Source organism: Myxococcales bacterium (genome assembly GCA_016703425.1).
Lineage (GTDB): Bacteria > Myxococcota_A > Polyangia > Polyangiales > Polyangiaceae > JADJCA01.
Genome location: JADJCA010000007.1, coordinates 626595 through 642387 on the forward strand (window position 1 = coordinate 626595; position 15793 = coordinate 642387).

Genomic DNA, 15793 nt, shown 5'->3' on the forward strand with positions numbered 1-15793 from the left:
CACTCACTCGTCGGAAGCGGCCGGATCAGGATACGCGGCCGCGAGCTTCGCGACTTCGTCCCGCAGCTTCTTGTGGGCGGCGAGCTTGCGCAAGAGCTCCCACAGCGCCGGATCAGCCAGCGTCTTCATGGGGTCGCCCCCCTTGCTCTTCTTCGGGATCGCAGACGGCCCCTTCGCGCGAAGCGCCTCCATGCGCTCGCAATACTGCTTGGTCGGAAAGAGCTCACCGGTCTCCCACGCGAGCACGACCTTTTGTTCGAGGTCGAGCGCCGCGGCGAGCTCCTTGGCCGTGCACGCGAGCTCTTTGCGAAGCGCCTTGAGCTCCGCCGGGCTCACGTGGTGGCTCCTCCACCGGCGACCGTCATCTTTGACACGCGGAACGTGGGTGCCGCCGTCGAGGTTCGCAGATCGAGATCGCTGGCGACGGCATCGACGCGCTGCCACAGGTCGTCAACGTTGAGCGAGATGGTGATCTCGCTGACGGGGTAGGTAAGCTCGCCGTTTTCGATCCAGAAACCGCTGGCCCCGCGCGAGAAATCGCCCGTCACGGCGCTGAAGCCGTAGCCCATCATCTCCGTCACGTAGAGGCCTCGCTTGGTGCCCTTGATGATGGATTCGGGGGAATCTTTCCCGGGCTGCAGCACGAAGTTCGTGGTGCTCGGGCCCACGCCCGCCGACGACCCGCGCGAGGCGCTCGCCGTGCTCTCGCGTCCGAGCTTGCGCGCCGAGTAGCTGTCGCAGAGGTAGGTTCGAAGGATGCCGTTCTCGACGACGAGGTTCTTGCGACTGGCGAGCCCCTCACCGTCGAAGGGGCGCGAGCCGGGCGCACGCAAGATGAGCGGATCATCGACGACGGTGATGAGATCGCTCGCGATGCGCGTGCCTTCGCGACCCACGAGGTAGCTCGACTTGCGCCAAATGGAGCTGCCCATGATGCAGCCGGCCATGAGCGACAGCATGGAACGTGCCGCCTCCTTGTCGAAGACGACGGGGACCTCAGCGGTCGCTACGGTCTTGGCGCCGAGCATCCGAAGGGTGCGCTTCGCCGCTTCGCGGCCCACGTGCTCTGGCTCGTCGAGCTCCGCGAGGTGACGCCTCGCGGTCCATTCGTAGCCGCGGCGCTTCTTGCCGCCCTCATCCTCTGCCACTGAGACGATGCTGAGCGACTGGTAGGAGCCGCGGTATGCGGCGCGAAAGCCGCTTGAGAGGACGACGGCGACGGCGGAGACGCTTCGCCCAAAGGTGGCCCCGTCGCTGTTGGTGATGCGCGCATCAAAGGCGCGGGCAGCGGCCTCGCCGCGCTTGGCGAGGGAGATGGCCTGGGCCGCATTGACTTGGCTGCCCGCGGGATCGAAGAGATCGAGGTCAGGCTGCTTTTCGGGATCGCACAGGAGCTTAGGGTCGGCGGGGCCTGCGAAGGCGTCTTCCTGCGCGAGGTCCAAGAGCTCGAGGCCATCTTTGACGAATCGCTCGAGACCCGCGTCGGAGAGATCGCTCGTCGACGTCGTGGCGACGCGCTTGTCCTTCATGAGGCGCATGCCGATAGAGCGATGGCCCGCCTCCTCCACAAGCTCCGGCTCGCCGAGGCGAACCTTCGTGCTGAGCTCCGCCCCCCGACGCATCAGCGCCTCGGCGACGGTGGCGCCCCCTTTGGTGGCCATGGCCACGACGCGCTCACCCAACGCCACGAGCTCTTTGAGATCGCTTTCCATGATGGTCGGCGAGCGTACTCGATGGAGGCGATGGGAAGCGAGCGAAGACCTGCCGGCGACGCGAGCGCCGGCCCCGACCCGCTCAGTAGTGCGCCAAGGTGGCGGCAATGTCGGAGAGCGAGAGCACCCGATCGACGATGCCCGCGCGGACCGCGGCGCCGGGCATCCCGAAGACCACGGCGCTCTCTTGCGACTCGGCAATGACCAAACCGCCCGCCGCACGAATGGCGCGGGCCCCCTCGACGCCGTCGTCACCCATGCCCGTGAGGATCACCGCGACGGCACGACGTCCGACGGCTTTGGCCACGCTCGTCAGCAACTTGTCTGCGCTGGGCACGTAGCGGTCTTCGCTGGAGGCCGTGCCGACCCGGAGAGAGAGGTCATTGCCGTTGGCGACGAGCTCCATGCACCGACGACCGGGACACACGAAGCCGGTGGCCGCAACGACTCGATCGCCGTCTTGCGCCTCGGCGGTGCGCAGCGGCCCTTTCCGATCGAGGCGCTCCGCGAAGCTCCTGGTGAACTTGTCAGGCATGTGTTGCGCCACGAGCACCGCCGACGCGGAGCGTTCGCGAAGCCTGCCAAAGATCTCCAAGAGCGCGGTGGGCCCGCCCGTTGAGCTAGCGATGGCGATGACGTGTCGCGGCGGAATCGACGCGAGCGGCGGCTTGGCGGGCTCGGAGGGGCGAATCGATTGGCCCGTGAGGGGCCTCTGCCCCGCCCCCGGCAAGCTCGACGGGGCACCGCCGACGGCGCCCGGCCGAAGCGACCGAATCATCTTCACCTTGAGCAGGATCTGCTCTCGTAGATCGGCCGCGTCGGGGCTGATTTGTCGATCGGGCTTGGCGATGAAGTCGAGCGCGCCGAGCTCGAGCGCCTTGAAGACGTTCTCCTTCTGCGAATACGACGAGACCACGAGCACGGGGGTCGGCTGCTTGGCCATCAAGATGCGCAGGAAGGTGAACCCGTCCATGCGAGGCATCTCGAGATCGCAGGTGATGACGTCCGGCTTGAGCGTCGAAGCGAGGCGCAACGCCTCCTCGCCATCGGCGGCCTTTCCGACGACCTCCACCGCCGGATCATCGGCGAAGATCTCCGCGATGAGCCGACGATTGAACGCCGAGTCGTCGACGATGAGGAGACGGATGGGAGCTTCCAAGGGAGACCGCGAGCGCCACAGAGCGCGACATCAGGCTATCTGGTTTTGGGTGGACGCGTCGCGCCGGTCTTGTTTGGAAGACGAAAATGGTGCGCTCGATGTCCGAGCGCGGGGTTGGCGGCCTCCCCCCGGAGCGCGTCGTCGTGAGCGACTTCTAGTCCGTGGCTTCCGTCGCCGCCGTCAGCCGCAACGTGCCGTCGACCGGGAGTGATGGTGCGACGGCGGCCGCGAAGTTGTTGAGCAGCGCCTCCGTCGGTTGCACTTGGTGGGAAGCTTGTCGCAATTCGCGGTAGCCAGGAACCGCGCTCAGCTCGACGAGGATGACGGTCGGCGTGGTCTGGAACATGGAGGAGGCGTTGGGAGCAAACTTGCTAGCGAGTGCCGGCGGCAGCGCCGGCGCTTCGATCAAGGAAGACAGCGGCGGCGCGAGGATGGTCCAGTGTCCGAGGACCGAGGCGCCTCCATCGGCGGGGTATTCGGACCACGAGACCCGCACGACAATGCCATCGCCTTCGACGATGGGAGACTCGGCCTTCCACTGGACGACCGGTCGCGAAGGCGACGCTGCTGCATCGATGCCGACCTCGGAGATCGCCGGCAGCATGGCCCCCAAGTCCACCGCGACGTTGTTCGGCGTCGAGCCGCGCGTCGCGAAAGAGCGATACAGGCGCGCGCCGTTCTGGACTGCCCGGACCGAGACCTCGTGCTGAAAGGTCGTCGCAAATCCCGGGTGCCCTGCGAACGACGTGGTCAAAGGACCGCCATCGCTCAACCCGAAGAAGCTGGTCGTGTTGGTGAACGCTTGCCCACCGACGACCTCTGAGAACGACGCCGAGCCGTTGGTCGTTGGGCCGGCGCCAACGACCTGGATCGTGCGCGTGTCGGTGCTCGCCCAGGAACCACCGACGGCGACCGGCGAAGCGGCGTCGGGCGCACCAGCATCGCTCAGCACGTGGTTCTTTTCGGCTACAAAGGCGACGCCGACATACGACTGCTGCGCCTCGACGAGCACCGGGAAGGAGCCGGCCAGGGCGCATTCTGGAGCGAGCGACAGCTCGACCGGCAACGCCGTCGCGTACGTGCGACAGCTCCCAACCTTGACCTCGTAGTTGGTCGTGGTCGGCGGCGCCGCATCGGGGGCGCTCACCATGATGCGCGTCGGTGCCGCCACAAAGGTCGGGTCGACCACGGCGACCACGTCGCCGGGCTCGACGGCCTTGATGGTCACCAGTTCAGGTTGCTCGGTCGTCCCAAAGACCACCGTGACGTCGGCGCCGCCGATGACCGCGCTCGACGCTCGTCCCGCGGCATCGGTTTGCTTCGCCTCGACAACGGCCCCCGTCAGGAGGTCGCCGAAGACCACGTTCACGTTGGCCGCGGGCGCGCCGCCACGAAGGGCGACCACGGTGACCGCCGCCGCCACGTCGGGCGCAGGAGCGTCGACGGCAGCCTCCGGTTGCAATGCCGTCCCGTCCGGCGCGGCGACGTCCAGGGTGCCGCCGTCGAAAGACAGCGACGGGGAAGCGCCGTCGTCGGCCACGCAGCCGAGGTGATAGGTGAGGCCAAGGGCGCCGAGGCTGAGGAGCGAGACGCCAACGCGATGCTGCATCGCGGGACTATACGCGATGACCGCGCCGGCGGCGGAGCAACGCGAGCAGCGCCGCCACGATGGGCGCTGGGGCAGGTCCCTCCGTCGAGGTGCCCGCCGTCGCGCACGCGCAGCCACTGCGACGCGGCACGGTGGGGCGCGGGACCGAAGCGTCGCCCGCTGGCTGCTCCGGAGGATGCGATGCTCCCGTGATGGCGGCGCCCGAGGCGGCAGCTGGAGCCTCAGCCGGCGACGCGGGCGTGAAGAGACCGAGCGGCACGTGGCGAGCGATCCGTCCACGATGCTTGTTCAAGTCTTCAAGCACCAGCTCGACCTCGACGTTGCCGCTGACCTTCGCCCCCGCGATGCGCGTCCTTAGGCTGCCGGAAGCGCCGTTCGAGTAGCTCGTGTCGGCGCCAAAGAAGGTCTCGACGAGGCGATTGCCGCCCTGATTGACGACGATCGACGAGCTGTCCGCCACCATCCAGTTGGTTCGCGTGTCGAGGTCGGCCCAGGCGACGTTCACCACGTCGCGCGTCCGGGTCACGACGACGATGGGCATCTTGGACGGCGGGCTCTGGAGATCGGTGCGCATGTCGCGCGAGTCGGCCGCGTGGAACAGGGCGAGGCGAACGCGCTCGTCTTGTTCGATAGCAAAGCGAGCCTTGATGGCGGCCTTCATCGCGGCCGTGGCCTTCTCCGTGGGTCGCAGCGACACGCTTGCGGCGCGGACCAACGGTTCAGCATCGGCCATGAGCGCGATGACGCGCGCGTCGGCGCTGGGCGTTTCGCGCAGCTGACTCCACAAGCCGTCGGCGAGACCGATGGCCGCAAGCCGCGACGAGAGCGGAAGCTTGGCGTTCGCGGCTGCATCCAGAACGGCGACCGGAGAAAACTCGTGACGAAGGCCAAAGGTGGCGACGCCGCTGGCCCGAGCGAGCGCCTCGAGTGTTACGGCGATATCTCCGGTCTTCGCCAGCGCCTCGACGATGCGCTTGCTCGCGCTGTTGGAGTAGAAGCCGCCAAGCGTGGTGCCTCGGCTCGCGTCTTCCGGCGGCGGCCCCGCGAGTTCCACGAGGCGCCTTCGTCGCGAAGGTCCGTCGGCGGAGTCGAGCGCGGTCAGAAGTTCGTTGGCGCGCTGGAGCGCACTCGCGATCTCTCGGTCGAGGCCCGCGCTGTCGAGCGGCTCGCCGCCGCGCGGATCGCCGTGGAGATCGTACGGGTCTCGGCCTTGCGGGACGGGCACGAAGCCGCCGGGGTTGTTCCACTGCTCGAAGCGCTGCGCTTTGCCGTTCAAGAAGATGCGGAGGCCACTCGACAGAATGAACCACTGCTCCGCCTTCGGATCGACGCCCGCCTCGACGAAGCGAGCCACCTCGTAAGGAGCGGGCTTGTGGCGCCTCAGGAAGAAGACGAGTTCAGTGCCTAGGACGGCTGGCGGCCCCGCGTCCGGTTGCCCTCCCCAGCCTTCCGCGAAGGGCCTCATCGAGTAAAGGTCGTACGAGAGTTCGATGCGCGCACCGGCTGCGAGAGGGCCCTTGTAGCTCCGATCGACGGCAATGACCTTGAAGGTCGTCCACTCGTCTTGCCGCCGCTCGCCAACGACATGACCCCGCACGATGGCGTCGGCGTCGAGCGCCAGCGACGTGAGATCGTGGTGGAACATCATCTTTGCGCCGGCCGCCCTTGGGATGAGGAGGCCGGCAAGCACGAGCGAGAAGGCCACGAGGAGCGGGCGCACGGCCAGCGAGTGTAGGACCAAGGAGCGGGAGAAGTTCAACGAGGGTCCGACACCGGATAAGAGCCAAAGTTTCGGCTCTCCCGATTCGGGGCTCGCCGGGCTGGCACGGCTGGCGAGCGACGCCTACCCTGCTCGGCCATGAGCGCCCCGTCTTTCGATGCCAAAGGCCAAGACCGCACGACCTTCGCTCCGTTCAAGCTCCAGAATTGCCTCGCGACCGAGTGGGCCGACGTGCGGCTGTCGTTTGACGACTGGGGCTTCCTCCACGGCCTCATGGGGACCGACACCGTGGACGGGTACTACCTCAATGGCTACGGCGTCGAAGGTCTCGTGAGGGCGGCGCTCCTCGCGGCGGGCGGCGATCCCGACGGCGACGAGATGCACGGCAACTCGGAGGGCGACACTTGTTACCTCCACTTCACGTCGCTTGAGAGCGCCGTCGCGGCGGCGACGGCGGCGGCGGCCATGATGAAGAGCCGTGAGCGCGTGGTGGAGCTCATCAAGATCGCGCGAGAGCACGGCTTCGAAGATTGAACGCGGTGTGCCATCGAGCGCCGCGCGGCCGTCGCCCGCGACGCCGGGATCATGGCTGTTCGTGGACAGTGACGAGGGATCGCCAACTTTGAACCGCGGTGTTGGGCGGCACGCGATTCGCACGGCCGCGGCGAGTCGCCGAACGGCATCGAACTCATGAACATGCAATCTCCGCTTCCCGCTCTTCGCGCACTCCTTCCCGTCTTGATTCTGTTCGGGTGCTCCGGTTGTAGCGAGAGCGACAAGACCACCGAGCCGCCGCCGTTTCAGGAAGGTCAGGCACCACAAAACGGCGCGTGCCCCAGCGGCTCCGCACTTGGCTACGCGGAGCCGGGCTGCGGTGCGGCAGCGCGCGTCGGTTGCTACAAGGAAGCAACCTGCTTCGCCAACGACTATGTTTGCGGTTGCGACGGCAGAGTCGTCACGGGCTGCGGAAGATTCCCCAAGCCCTACGTACCGCTCTCGGGTGTGCCGCCGAGATTTCTAGACGCATCGACGCCAAGAGACTTGGCCCCGGGCGAGTCCTGCGATCCCAACGCGCCAGACGCAGGCCGCTAGCCACGCCGCGGCGGTCGGCTCACGGTGCGACGGAGCCCGCGCTCGAGACCTAAGCGTTGCGTCGCGGCCCGCGGGCGAGGGTTCGCCGCACCGACGCAGACGCCGACGCGCGCAGCTTCCCCTCGTCCACGCCCCCCGCGTTCGCGACGTCCCAAAATCCCATACCGCGTAGCGTCTGGGCGGCGCGAGCGGCGCGAAAGAAGCTCTTCGCGAAGACCACCACGGGGCGCCGACGCGACCCCAGCTCGTGCGCACGACGCGGCAAGTCCTCGAGCGGAATGTCGAGCGCGACGACGTCAGGGACGAGGCCGAGCTGCGGCAAGCGATCGACGTCGACGAGCACTGCGCCATTCGAGAGCCATACGCGCGCGCTCGAGACGCGCACGACGTAGTGGTGAAAGGCACCGATGAAGGCCCCCGAGAGGCCACCGGCCATGAGCAATCCGTAAAGAGCACCGGGCATGGACGGGACCTCCGTCGGAGTCGCTGCAACATGCACGCCGCGACGTTGGAGGGGACAAACTCGCGGCGGCCACAACTTCGCAGGGTCGCGTTTCGCAGATTCGGAAACGCGCCTTGCGAGTTGCGTCGCATGGCCAGTCATCGGGCACCTAGTACCCCGACACTGTGAAATCGGCAGGTGCGCCTGGGCCCCCCGGCGAGCGACGGGCCCAGTCGAACCTGCCTCGCTTCCACGGGTTTGTGTCTGGGCGTTTCGTTCTCATTTGCCGTACTCGACCCATCAGAATCGATGGGTCGAGGTACTAAATGACGGTGCATGATTCTCGAACACTTCATGCGTGGGCCGTGCGAAGCACGGTTCGCCGAAGGCGAAGGCGGGGAGGCTCGAATCGCCGCGATTCGAGGGGGCGCGTAGCCCCACAAGAGCGGAACTGAATCAACCGAGCGTGATCATGATCACGCTCGGTGATTTAGCGCGTCGCGCTTCGCTTGGCGCGAGGCCCCTTTTGTTCGCTCGGCGGCTCGCGCGCAGCCCGAAGCTCGTCGGCGAGCAACTCGGCAACGACACGCACCCGCGGGATCGCGAGCGCACTTCGCGCGCACACGAGGTAGAGCTCACCCTTGTAAGGCCCCAAGTCGAGGTCGAGCATGGTGAGCCGCGGACGTCCGAAGCGTGTGGCGACGCGTCCTAGCACCACGGCACCGAGCCCTTCTTCCGCCGCACGCAGCTGAATCGCGTAGTCGTCGGAAGCGAAGACGGGCCGAAAGCCCGGGATCATAGCGGCCAGCTGGGGATTGGGCGACAGGTGGTCGAGCGGCGGCGCCCAGCCGATCCAATCCACGTCGCGCGCCGTCGGCTTCGGCGGCAGCTTGGCTGCGTACGCCGGCGCGGCGAAGGCAGCGACTCCGGTCTTTACCTCGGCGAGGCACACGAGGTCGCGCTGCTGCGGCTTCTGCATGCGCAGCGCGAGATCGGCTTCGCGGCGTGAGAGGTCGAGGTACTGCAGCGTCGAGATGACCTCGAGCTGCACGGCTGGGAGCTTGCCGCGTAGCCATCGCGCAAAGGGCGCGACGAACTCGTAGGCGATGCCTGGTGCCGCCGTCAGCCGCACCACGCCTTCCGGCTGAGCGTCGCTTCGCTCGGCGGCGCGAGCCCACTCGCCGGCCGACTCCGCCATGCGCTTGGCGGGAAGAACGAGGCGCTCACCGTAGGCCGTGAGCGTCGCGCCGCCGGCGCTGCGCAAGAAGAGCGCCTCCGCTAACAACACCTCTAGCTCGGCGATGCGCCGGCTCACGGTGGGCTGGGTCATCGCGAGGCGCCGGGCGGCCTTCGAGAGACTGCCCTCCTCCACGACCGCGAGGAACACCTTTACGTCGTCCCACGGGATATCCATTTTCGTATGGTGGCATGCAACTTTTGCCACTGACCAACCGAATTTGCATGCGTCACAGTCTTCCCATGCGAACGCGAACCAAACGCTCTCTGCTCCTCGCCCCGCTAGGTCTGGCGGCCGCCCTCGGCCTCTTCGTGGGCATCGGCGTGCGCGCCAGCGACCACCCGACGGCACCGGCAACGCCCGGGCCGTCGGTCCCCTTCTCGCGCGTCCCCTTCTCCCGCATGGATTCCCTCATCGACCGGCCAGGTCCGCTCTCCACCAAGACCTTCGTGTCGGCCGATTGGCAGGTCGACCGCGAGGGCCTCATCGATCTCGCACATCCGGAGGCCAATAAGGCCGGCCTCAAGAGCGGCCTCGAGCCGATTCAGATCTACCTGCACGTCGTTCGGCACCCGCAGCGGGGCACCTTCTTTATCGACACGGGCGTCGAGCGCGCCGTGCGCGACGCCCCCGAGCGTGCCGTCCTCCGGGGCTTCATGGCGAAGGCCATGCATATCGACCTTATGAAGGTGACCCACGACACGGCGTCCGTCGTGGCCGCCGAGGGGCCGCTCGCCGGCGTCTTCCTCACGCACCTCCACACCGATCCCATCGCCGGCTTGCCCGACATTCCGAAGGGCACGCCCCTCTACACGGGGCCCGGAGAGACGAGCCAGCGGTTCTTCCTAAACGCCTTCGCGAAAGGCCCCACCGACGAAGCCCTCGCGGGGCACGCGCCCATTTCCGAGCTCCCCTTCGCGCGCGACCCCGATGGGCGCTTCGAGGGGATCCTCGACGTCTTCGGCGATGGCTCGTTCTTCGCGCTCTGGGTCCCCGGCCACACGGCCGGCAGCGCGGCTTATCTTGCGCGCACCGAGGCGGGTCCAGTCCTCTACGTCGGCGACACCTGCCATACGCAATGGGGTTGGGAGCACGGCGTGCCGCCGGGCCAGTTTACCCGCGACGGGAAGCAGAACGCCGAGAGCCTCGCGCGCCTCCGCGAGCTCGTGGCCGCGCATCCGAAGATGGAGGTTCGCTTGGGCCATCAGCACCCGGCGTCGTCGCCCTCGGTCGCGAGCGTCCACTGAGGCGGGCGCGCCGCAAGGCGAGGCGGAAGCGAGCGACGTCTCAAGCGAGGCCCAGGGCGGCAGCACCTTGACGCACCGCACAAACCTCCCTACTCGGAGCGCGTGCGCTGCATCGTCGCTACGTCCCTGACGGCCCTCGCTCTCACCATCGCCGGGTGCGGCACCGCGGAAGCGCCCTTGGCGACTGGCGCAGGCCCCGGCGCCGAAGCCGCTCCCGGCGGTTCGAGCGAGCCCGCATCCTCGGCCTCGGGCAACGTCGCTGCCGACGCCGGCGCCGCGTCAACGCCGCCTCCCGCCGGCGGCCCATCACCGACCTGCGCGACCCGTGTGCCGCAGCCGGAAGAGGGCGTCTGGACGCTCTCCGTAGGCGGGCGTGAGCGCGTCGCCAAGGTGCACGTGCCGGCGATCGTGAAGGCGGACGTCGAGACTCCGCTCGTCATGAATTTCCATGGATTCACCTCCAACGCATCGCAACAATCGCTCCTCTCGGGCATGAGCGCGAAAGCTGACAAGGAGGGCTTCGTCGTCATCTACCCGGAGGGCCTCCAATCGAGCTGGAACGCCGGCGCCTGCTGCGGCTCCTCCATGAACGACAGCATCGACGACGTAGGCTTCGTCTCAGCGCTCCTCGACGAAGCTGAGAAGCGCCTGTGCGTCGACAAGCGACGCATCTTCGTCACCGGGATGTCGAACGGAGCCTTCCTCTCCCACAAGCTTGGGTGCACCCTCGCCGATCGCATCGCGGCGATCGCACCGGTGGCCGGCGTCGTCGCGACACCGACGTGCACGCCGTCGCGACCGGTCCCGGTCTTTCACACGCACGGCACGCTCGACGCGCTGGTTCCGTTTTTCGGCGACGCCATCAAAGGCTTCCCTTCGGCTCGGAACTCCGCCGACGCGTGGGCCCTCCGGAACGGCTGCTCGCTAACGCCGACGGAGGTTTTTCGGAACTTCGACGCGCGCTGCGAGACGTACCCCGGCTGCAAAGCCGGCGGCGACGTGACCCTCTGCATCATCGAGGGCGGCGGCCATACATGGCCTGGGGGCTTGCCGGTCCCTGCCTTCGGTCACACCAGCTACTCGATGAACGTCACCGACAAGATGTGGGAGTTCTTCCGGCAACATCCCCTCTAAGTGACGGAGCCTGGGCCCGCTACCGGCTTCCGCCGTCGAGGTACGCGCAATCGAAGTTGGGATCGTAGCCGGGCGCGCCGGCGCACGTGTCCGCTTCAAAGACGGCACCGGAGACGGTACCGACGAGCGCCGGAGCCGCGCGGATGGAGGCCCCCACCGACAGCGAATCGCAGTCGGCGGCGCCCGTCGAGGAGAGGTCGGCGAACGAGCAGAGGAGGTCACGGAAGGTGAAGTCTCCCGTCTCGCAGACGAGGCCCGGTCCTGCGTCGGGCACGAGGAGCGCCGCCGGCACGTGGGCCACGGTGTGAAGGAGCTCGCGAGTGCGTAGTCGGAGCCCGAGCAAGCCTCTCACGATCGCGTAGTCGGCGGGCCCGTCTTGCCGCGGCACGACCTCGAGCCGTCCCGTGAGCCGGCCCGATTCAAAACGCGTGCGAGACGCCTGCGCGCCGGCAAGGCCTGTCACCAGCGGGAGCACAAAGTCGCGCAGGTCCTCGATGACGAGGACGCCATCGGCCACGAACCCGCGCGTCGTGTTCCCCGTCGACGTCGCGCGCCACGTGAGCCGCTCCTTCCCGTCCCAGGGGCCGCCCGCCAAGACCGCCGGATCTTCGAGCCCCGACGACTCGAGGATCCCGACGACGACCTCGTCGTCGAACGGCTCACCGTTGTAGTTCGAGATGCGCAAGAGGAGGTTCCCTTTGCCCGCACGCAGACCCGGCATCGGGTCGAGGGCCTTGCCCGCCTCCGATTGGAACGATGTCGCCAGCAGAAGACTGCGCAAGCGAAGGAACGCGTTGTCGACGCCGCCCGCGTAGTCGCGCACGTTGTCCAGCTCGGCGCTCGCGAAGACGCTTGCATCGGCCATCGCCGTCCCGCCGCGGCACGCGGGAGCGCACGCGGCGTCAGCGACGCGCGGGCAAGTGTCGACGTTGCGCCCCGACGGGTCCAACCCCGTTTGCTTCTCGTCGAGGGCGAGGCCTGCCGTGGGGCACCCGCCCGCCTCCTGGTCGGTCCCGAAGGTCAAGCTCGAGAGCGCCAGCACGAAGGGAGGAACCTCCTTCGCGCTGGCCGCGATGAGCGGCTTGTCGAGGATCGGGCGGCACTCTCGTGGGACCCCACCGTCAACGGTCCCGGCACGACCGTCCGCAGCCGCGTCCGAAGCCACCGCAAACTCGTCAGGGCCGAGGCCGATGAGGACGCCGCAGGCGGCCGCCTGAAGCAGGAGGGCGCCGACGAGCGTCGCCGTCGTCACGTCGCGCCCGAGGGCTGCGCGAAACAGGGTCATCGCGTGTCGCCCTTCTCCGAGCCAAGTGCCCGCGCCACGCCCCATGTCTACCGCGGTTCTGTGGCCTCGGCGCCACCAATCGATGCGGCCGGCGGCGGCAAGGGCTCGCCGCGGCCGGGCCACCCTCGGGAGGCATTCGTTGACAGAGCCGCGAGCGCCAAGTAGCAGACGCACATGGACCCGGCCGCCAAGCTCGCGCTGTTGGCCCGCGCCGTGGGCGATCTCAAGGACGCCGTCCTGATCACCGAAGGCACACGCGACGCGCACGGCGTAAGGCCCATCATCTTCGTCAACCGCGCCTTCACCGAGATGACGGGCTTCTCCGAGAGCGAAGCCATCGGTCAGCTCCTCGACATCACCGTCGGCCCCGACACGAACCGCGACGCGCTTCGGCGGATCCAGGCGGCCCGCGACGCGCTCCAGCCGGTGCGCGTCGAGCTGCTCAAGTACAAGAAGGACCAGAGCACCTTCTGGGCCGAGCTCGACATTGTGCCGGTCGTCGACGACGAGCGGAGGTGCACCCACTTCCTCGGCGTCATGCGCGACGTCACGGAGCGTCGCCTCGCCCACTCAAGGCTCATCGAAGCCGACCGCCTCGCGGCCCTCGGCACGCTGGCGGCGGGGATCGCGCACGAGATCAACAACCCCCTCACCTCGGTGCTGACGAACCTCCAATTTCTCGACGACGAGGTCGCCGCGCTCCGGCGGTTGTGCGGCCCCGACGCCGTCGCACGCGCCGAGGAGGCGCTTCGGGAGGCGCGCCAGGGCGCGCAACGCGTCGCGCAGATCGTGAAGGATGTCCGCACCTTTTCGCGCGTCGAAGCCGACGCCCCAGGCCTCGTGGACCTTGAGCCGATCTTGCGCGACGCGATCCATTTGGCGCGCACCGGCATGCCGACGTCAGCCCCCGTCGTCGAGCGGTTCGAGAGCCTCGTCCCCGTCGCCGGGGACCGGGATCGCCTGTCGCACGTGTTCTTGAACCTCATCCTCAACGCCTTGCAGGCGGTGCCGCCGAGCTCGCCGGGCAAGGTCGAGGTGCACGCGTTTCTGGCCAACGGCCGCGTCGTCGTCGACGTAAACGACGATGGTGTCGGCATCTCCCCCGAGATCCTGCCTCGCATCTTCGAGCCGTTTTTCACCACGAAGGCCCCGGGCTCCGGCTCCGGTCTCGGCCTTTCCGTCACGCGCTCCATCATCATCGGGCTCGGCGGCGACGTCGCCGTCGAGAGCGACTCGCAGCGTGGCACCAAGGTGCGCGTGACCTTGCCGGCGGCGACGCCCCCTCGCGCCGAAGAGACTTCTGCGGTGGCCCGGTCCATGCCACGCATGCGCGTACTCGTTATCGACGATGACTCGCTCGTGCGCCGCGCGCTCGCTCGATTCTTGTCGAGGCGTCACGACGTCGTCGAGTGTGGCGGGGCACGAGACGCGCTCGAGATCTTGGCCGGCGACCGCGTCTTCGACGTCGTGCTGTGCGACCTCACGATGCCGGGGATGGACGGTGCGGCGTTTTACCGGGAGGTCACCCGGCGCTGGCCTGGCTTCGAGCAGAAGGTCGTCATGATGAGCGGTGGCGCGAGCACCGAGGAGGGTCGCCTGTTCCTCGAGTCGCTGCCGCATCCGTGGCTCGAGAAGCCCGCCACGAGTCAGGCCCTCGAGGCTGTCTTTCGCCGCGCCTGGCCGTCGTAAGCCTCAGCGGACCCGGACGTCGCGCACGCGCTTGGGCGGCGCCGGTGCGGCACCAGCGCTCCGCGACGCGGCGCCGCGCTCCCAGAGCCCGATGTCGTGCCAGGCTCCAAACTTGTATCCGGCCCGGTGGAGCCAGCCACTCCGCACGAAGCCCGAACGCTCGTGGAGACGCTCGCTCGCCTCTTGGCCCCGCGTGATGCACGCGACGAGCGTCACGAAGCCTTGTGCCACCAGCGTATCGATGAGCTCGCGATAGAGCGCGAAGCCGACGCCGCGTCGATGCCTCGATGGCTCCACATAGACCGTGACTTCGGCGGTCCAAAGGTAGGCGCCGCGGGTTCGATAGGGCGAAGCCTTCGCGAAGCCTGCGACGCCGCCGCCATCTCGCTCCGCCACGAGCCAAGGGAACCGCTCGTTGGAGCGCGTGAACGCATCCTCCCACTCGGCGATGGACTCGGGTTCCGTCGCGAAGTTGGCGACGCCGGTCGCAGCGGCCTCGTTGGCGAGGGAGAGCATGGCGCCGACGTCTCGGAGCTCCGCCAACCGAATCGAACAAGGGTCCGAATCCTCCACGATCTAGCCCGGCTTTCGGTAGACGAGATCTTCTTTGAGGTGAAGCAGCTCGAAGGCCGTCGAAACGTTCAAGAGCGACTCCGAGTGCCCGAGGAGCAAGACACCACCGGGGGTGAGTCGCTCCAAGAACATCTCGATGACACGACGACGCGCGTGGGCGTCGAGGTAGATGAGGACGTTGCGGCAAAAGATGACGTCAACGCGACCGACGGTGCGCGCGCGTTCGTCGTCCAAGAGGTTCATTTGACCGAAGTGCACCATGTTGCGAATGCGCTCCACGACGAAGGCACCGGTTGCTCCGCCCCGCGCATCGAGACCGGGGCGCGCTTCGAAGCCCGCGCGCGTCTCAAAGTACGTGCGCTTGACGAGCTCTGGCGTCGCGCGGAACGACGATGGCCCGTAGAAGCCTCGGCGCGCCGTCGCGATGCATCGCTTCGAGAGGTCCGAACCGAACACCCTCACCTCCCAGTCGCCGAAGAGGCCCGAGCGCTCGACGAGCATGGCGACGGTGTAGGGCTCCTCGCCGGTCGAGCAACCGGCGCTCCACAGGGAGAGCCTCCGCCGCGACTTGCCCTGGGCCGCGAGCCGCGGCAGGAGCTCCTCTTCGAAGGAGCGGAGCTGGTAGTCCTCGCGGAAGAAGTACGTCTCGTGCGTCGTGAAGAGCTCGACGACCTCCTCCCATTCAGCGGCGGCGCTCGGGTGGTAGCGGAGGTAGTGAAAATATTCGGCGAAGGTCTGGAGATGAAGGACGTGGAGCCGATCGCGGAGCTTGCGGCCAGCGCTGATGCGCGCGTCGAGGTTGAGCGCAAGACCGAGCTTCGAGGCCAGCAGCTCGCGGAGCACACGGAACTCCTCGGCCTTGAGCTCCCACTCGGGCCCACGCCCCGGCGCCAC

Annotated in this window: 15 protein-coding genes; 5 read left to right on the plus strand and 10 right to left on the minus strand. The window is 67.9% G+C overall.

Translation table 11 applies throughout. From position 1 onward, the window contains the following. Positions 1–3: 3 nt before the first annotated feature. From IPG50_14640 to IPG50_14660, 5 genes are all read right to left on the minus strand, one after another. On the minus strand, positions 4–336 hold the full coding sequence (locus IPG50_14640; protein ID MBK6693426.1) for a helix-turn-helix transcriptional regulator: 333 nt from the start codon (positions 334–336) through the stop codon (positions 4–6). After that, positions 333–1688, minus strand: a complete 1356-nt coding sequence (locus IPG50_14645; protein MBK6693427.1) for a TldD/PmbA family protein — start codon at positions 1686–1688, stop codon at positions 333–335. The genes IPG50_14640 and IPG50_14645 overlap by 4 nt, the downstream gene beginning before the upstream one ends. Before the next feature lie 106 nt (positions 1689–1794). Continuing rightward, the gene (locus IPG50_14650; GenBank protein ID MBK6693428.1) at positions 1795–2871 is read right to left on the minus strand and encodes a chemotaxis response regulator protein-glutamate methylesterase; all 1077 of its coding nucleotides are present in this window, start codon (positions 2869–2871) and stop codon (positions 1795–1797) included. 154 nt (positions 2872–3025) lie between these two features. Continuing rightward, on the minus strand, positions 3026–4480 hold the full coding sequence (locus IPG50_14655; protein MBK6693429.1) for a hypothetical protein: 1455 nt from the start codon (positions 4478–4480) through the stop codon (positions 3026–3028). 7 nt (positions 4481–4487) lie between these two features. Then, on the minus strand, positions 4488–6200 hold the full coding sequence (locus IPG50_14660; protein ID MBK6693430.1) for a hypothetical protein: 1713 nt from the start codon (positions 6198–6200) through the stop codon (positions 4488–4490). A 138-nt stretch (positions 6201–6338) separates the two neighbouring features. On the opposite strand from IPG50_14660, the gene IPG50_14665 reads away from it, so the two are divergent. Continuing rightward, positions 6339–6734, plus strand: a complete 396-nt coding sequence (locus IPG50_14665) for a hypothetical protein (GenBank protein MBK6693431.1) — start codon at positions 6339–6341, stop codon at positions 6732–6734. Between the two features lie 162 nt (positions 6735–6896). Beyond that, the gene (locus IPG50_14670; GenBank protein MBK6693432.1) at positions 6897–7292 is read left to right on the plus strand and encodes a hypothetical protein; all 396 of its coding nucleotides are present in this window, start codon (positions 6897–6899) and stop codon (positions 7290–7292) included. Between the two features lie 49 nt (positions 7293–7341). On the opposite strand, the gene IPG50_14675 is transcribed toward IPG50_14670, so the two are convergent. Both IPG50_14675 and IPG50_14680 read right to left on the minus strand, forming a co-directional pair. Then, on the minus strand, positions 7342–7755 hold the full coding sequence (locus IPG50_14675; protein MBK6693433.1) for a rhodanese-like domain-containing protein: 414 nt from the start codon (positions 7753–7755) through the stop codon (positions 7342–7344). A 469-nt stretch (positions 7756–8224) separates the two neighbouring features. Continuing rightward, complete coding sequence (locus IPG50_14680; GenBank protein ID MBK6693434.1) at positions 8225–9148, minus strand: LysR family transcriptional regulator; 924 nt, start codon at positions 9146–9148, stop codon at positions 8225–8227. Positions 9149–9213: 65 nt separating this feature from the next. Here IPG50_14680 and IPG50_14685 point away from each other — a divergent pair, with 65 nt between their 5' ends. Both IPG50_14685 and IPG50_14690 read left to right on the plus strand, forming a co-directional pair. Then, positions 9214–10218 (plus strand): MBL fold metallo-hydrolase, encoded by a 1005-nt coding sequence (locus IPG50_14685; protein MBK6693435.1) that lies wholly within the window; start codon positions 9214–9216, stop codon positions 10216–10218. A gap of 102 nt (positions 10219–10320) precedes the next feature. After that, entirely contained in the window at positions 10321–11352 is a 1032-nt protein-coding gene (locus tag IPG50_14690; GenBank protein MBK6693436.1) for a hypothetical protein, read from the plus strand. Between the two features lie 19 nt (positions 11353–11371). Here IPG50_14690 and IPG50_14695 read toward each other — a convergent pair whose 3' ends face one another. Continuing rightward, positions 11372–12637: a hypothetical protein gene (locus tag IPG50_14695; protein MBK6693437.1), complete on the minus strand. Its 1266-nt coding sequence runs from the start codon at positions 12635–12637 to the stop codon at positions 11372–11374. A 174-nt stretch (positions 12638–12811) separates the two neighbouring features. On the opposite strand from IPG50_14695, the gene IPG50_14700 reads away from it, so the two are divergent. Continuing rightward, positions 12812–14326, plus strand: a complete 1515-nt coding sequence (locus IPG50_14700) for a PAS domain-containing protein (GenBank protein MBK6693438.1) — start codon at positions 12812–12814, stop codon at positions 14324–14326. Between the two features lie 3 nt (positions 14327–14329). Here the strand turns inward: IPG50_14700 and IPG50_14705 are convergent, their stop codons facing one another. Together IPG50_14705 and IPG50_14710 are read right to left on the minus strand one after the other, a co-directional pair. Beyond that, entirely contained in the window at positions 14330–14842 is a 513-nt protein-coding gene (locus tag IPG50_14705; GenBank protein ID MBK6693439.1) for an N-acetyltransferase, read from the minus strand. 60 nt (positions 14843–14902) lie between these two features. Continuing rightward, positions 14903–15793 carry a protein-glutamate O-methyltransferase CheR gene (locus IPG50_14710; GenBank protein MBK6693440.1) on the minus strand — a complete coding sequence of 297 codons (891 nt, stop codon included), beginning with the start codon at positions 15791–15793 and terminating at the stop codon, positions 14903–14905.

Coding starts and splice junctions, on each gene's coding strand:
- IPG50_14655 (MBK6693429.1), bottom strand. CDS start 4,480: ATGCAGCATCGCGTTGGCGTCTCGCTCCTCAGCCTCGGCGCCCTTGGC.
- IPG50_14665 (MBK6693431.1), top strand. CDS start 6,339: ATGAGCGCCCCGTCTTTCGATGCCAAAGGCCAAGACCGCACGACCTTC.
- IPG50_14670 (MBK6693432.1), top strand. CDS start 6,897: ATGCAATCTCCGCTTCCCGCTCTTCGCGCACTCCTTCCCGTCTTGATT.
- IPG50_14675 (MBK6693433.1), bottom strand. CDS start 7,755: ATGCCCGGTGCTCTTTACGGATTGCTCATGGCCGGTGGCCTCTCGGGG.
- IPG50_14680 (MBK6693434.1), bottom strand. CDS start 9,148: ATGGATATCCCGTGGGACGACGTAAAGGTGTTCCTCGCGGTCGTGGAG.
- IPG50_14685 (MBK6693435.1), top strand. CDS start 9,214: ATGCGAACGCGAACCAAACGCTCTCTGCTCCTCGCCCCGCTAGGTCTG.
- IPG50_14695 (MBK6693437.1), bottom strand. CDS start 12,637: ATGACCCTGTTTCGCGCAGCCCTCGGGCGCGACGTGACGACGGCGACG.
- IPG50_14700 (MBK6693438.1), top strand. CDS start 12,812: ATGGACCCGGCCGCCAAGCTCGCGCTGTTGGCCCGCGCCGTGGGCGAT.
- IPG50_14705 (MBK6693439.1), bottom strand. CDS start 14,842: ATGCTCTCCCTCGCCAACGAGGCCGCTGCGACCGGCGTCGCCAACTTC.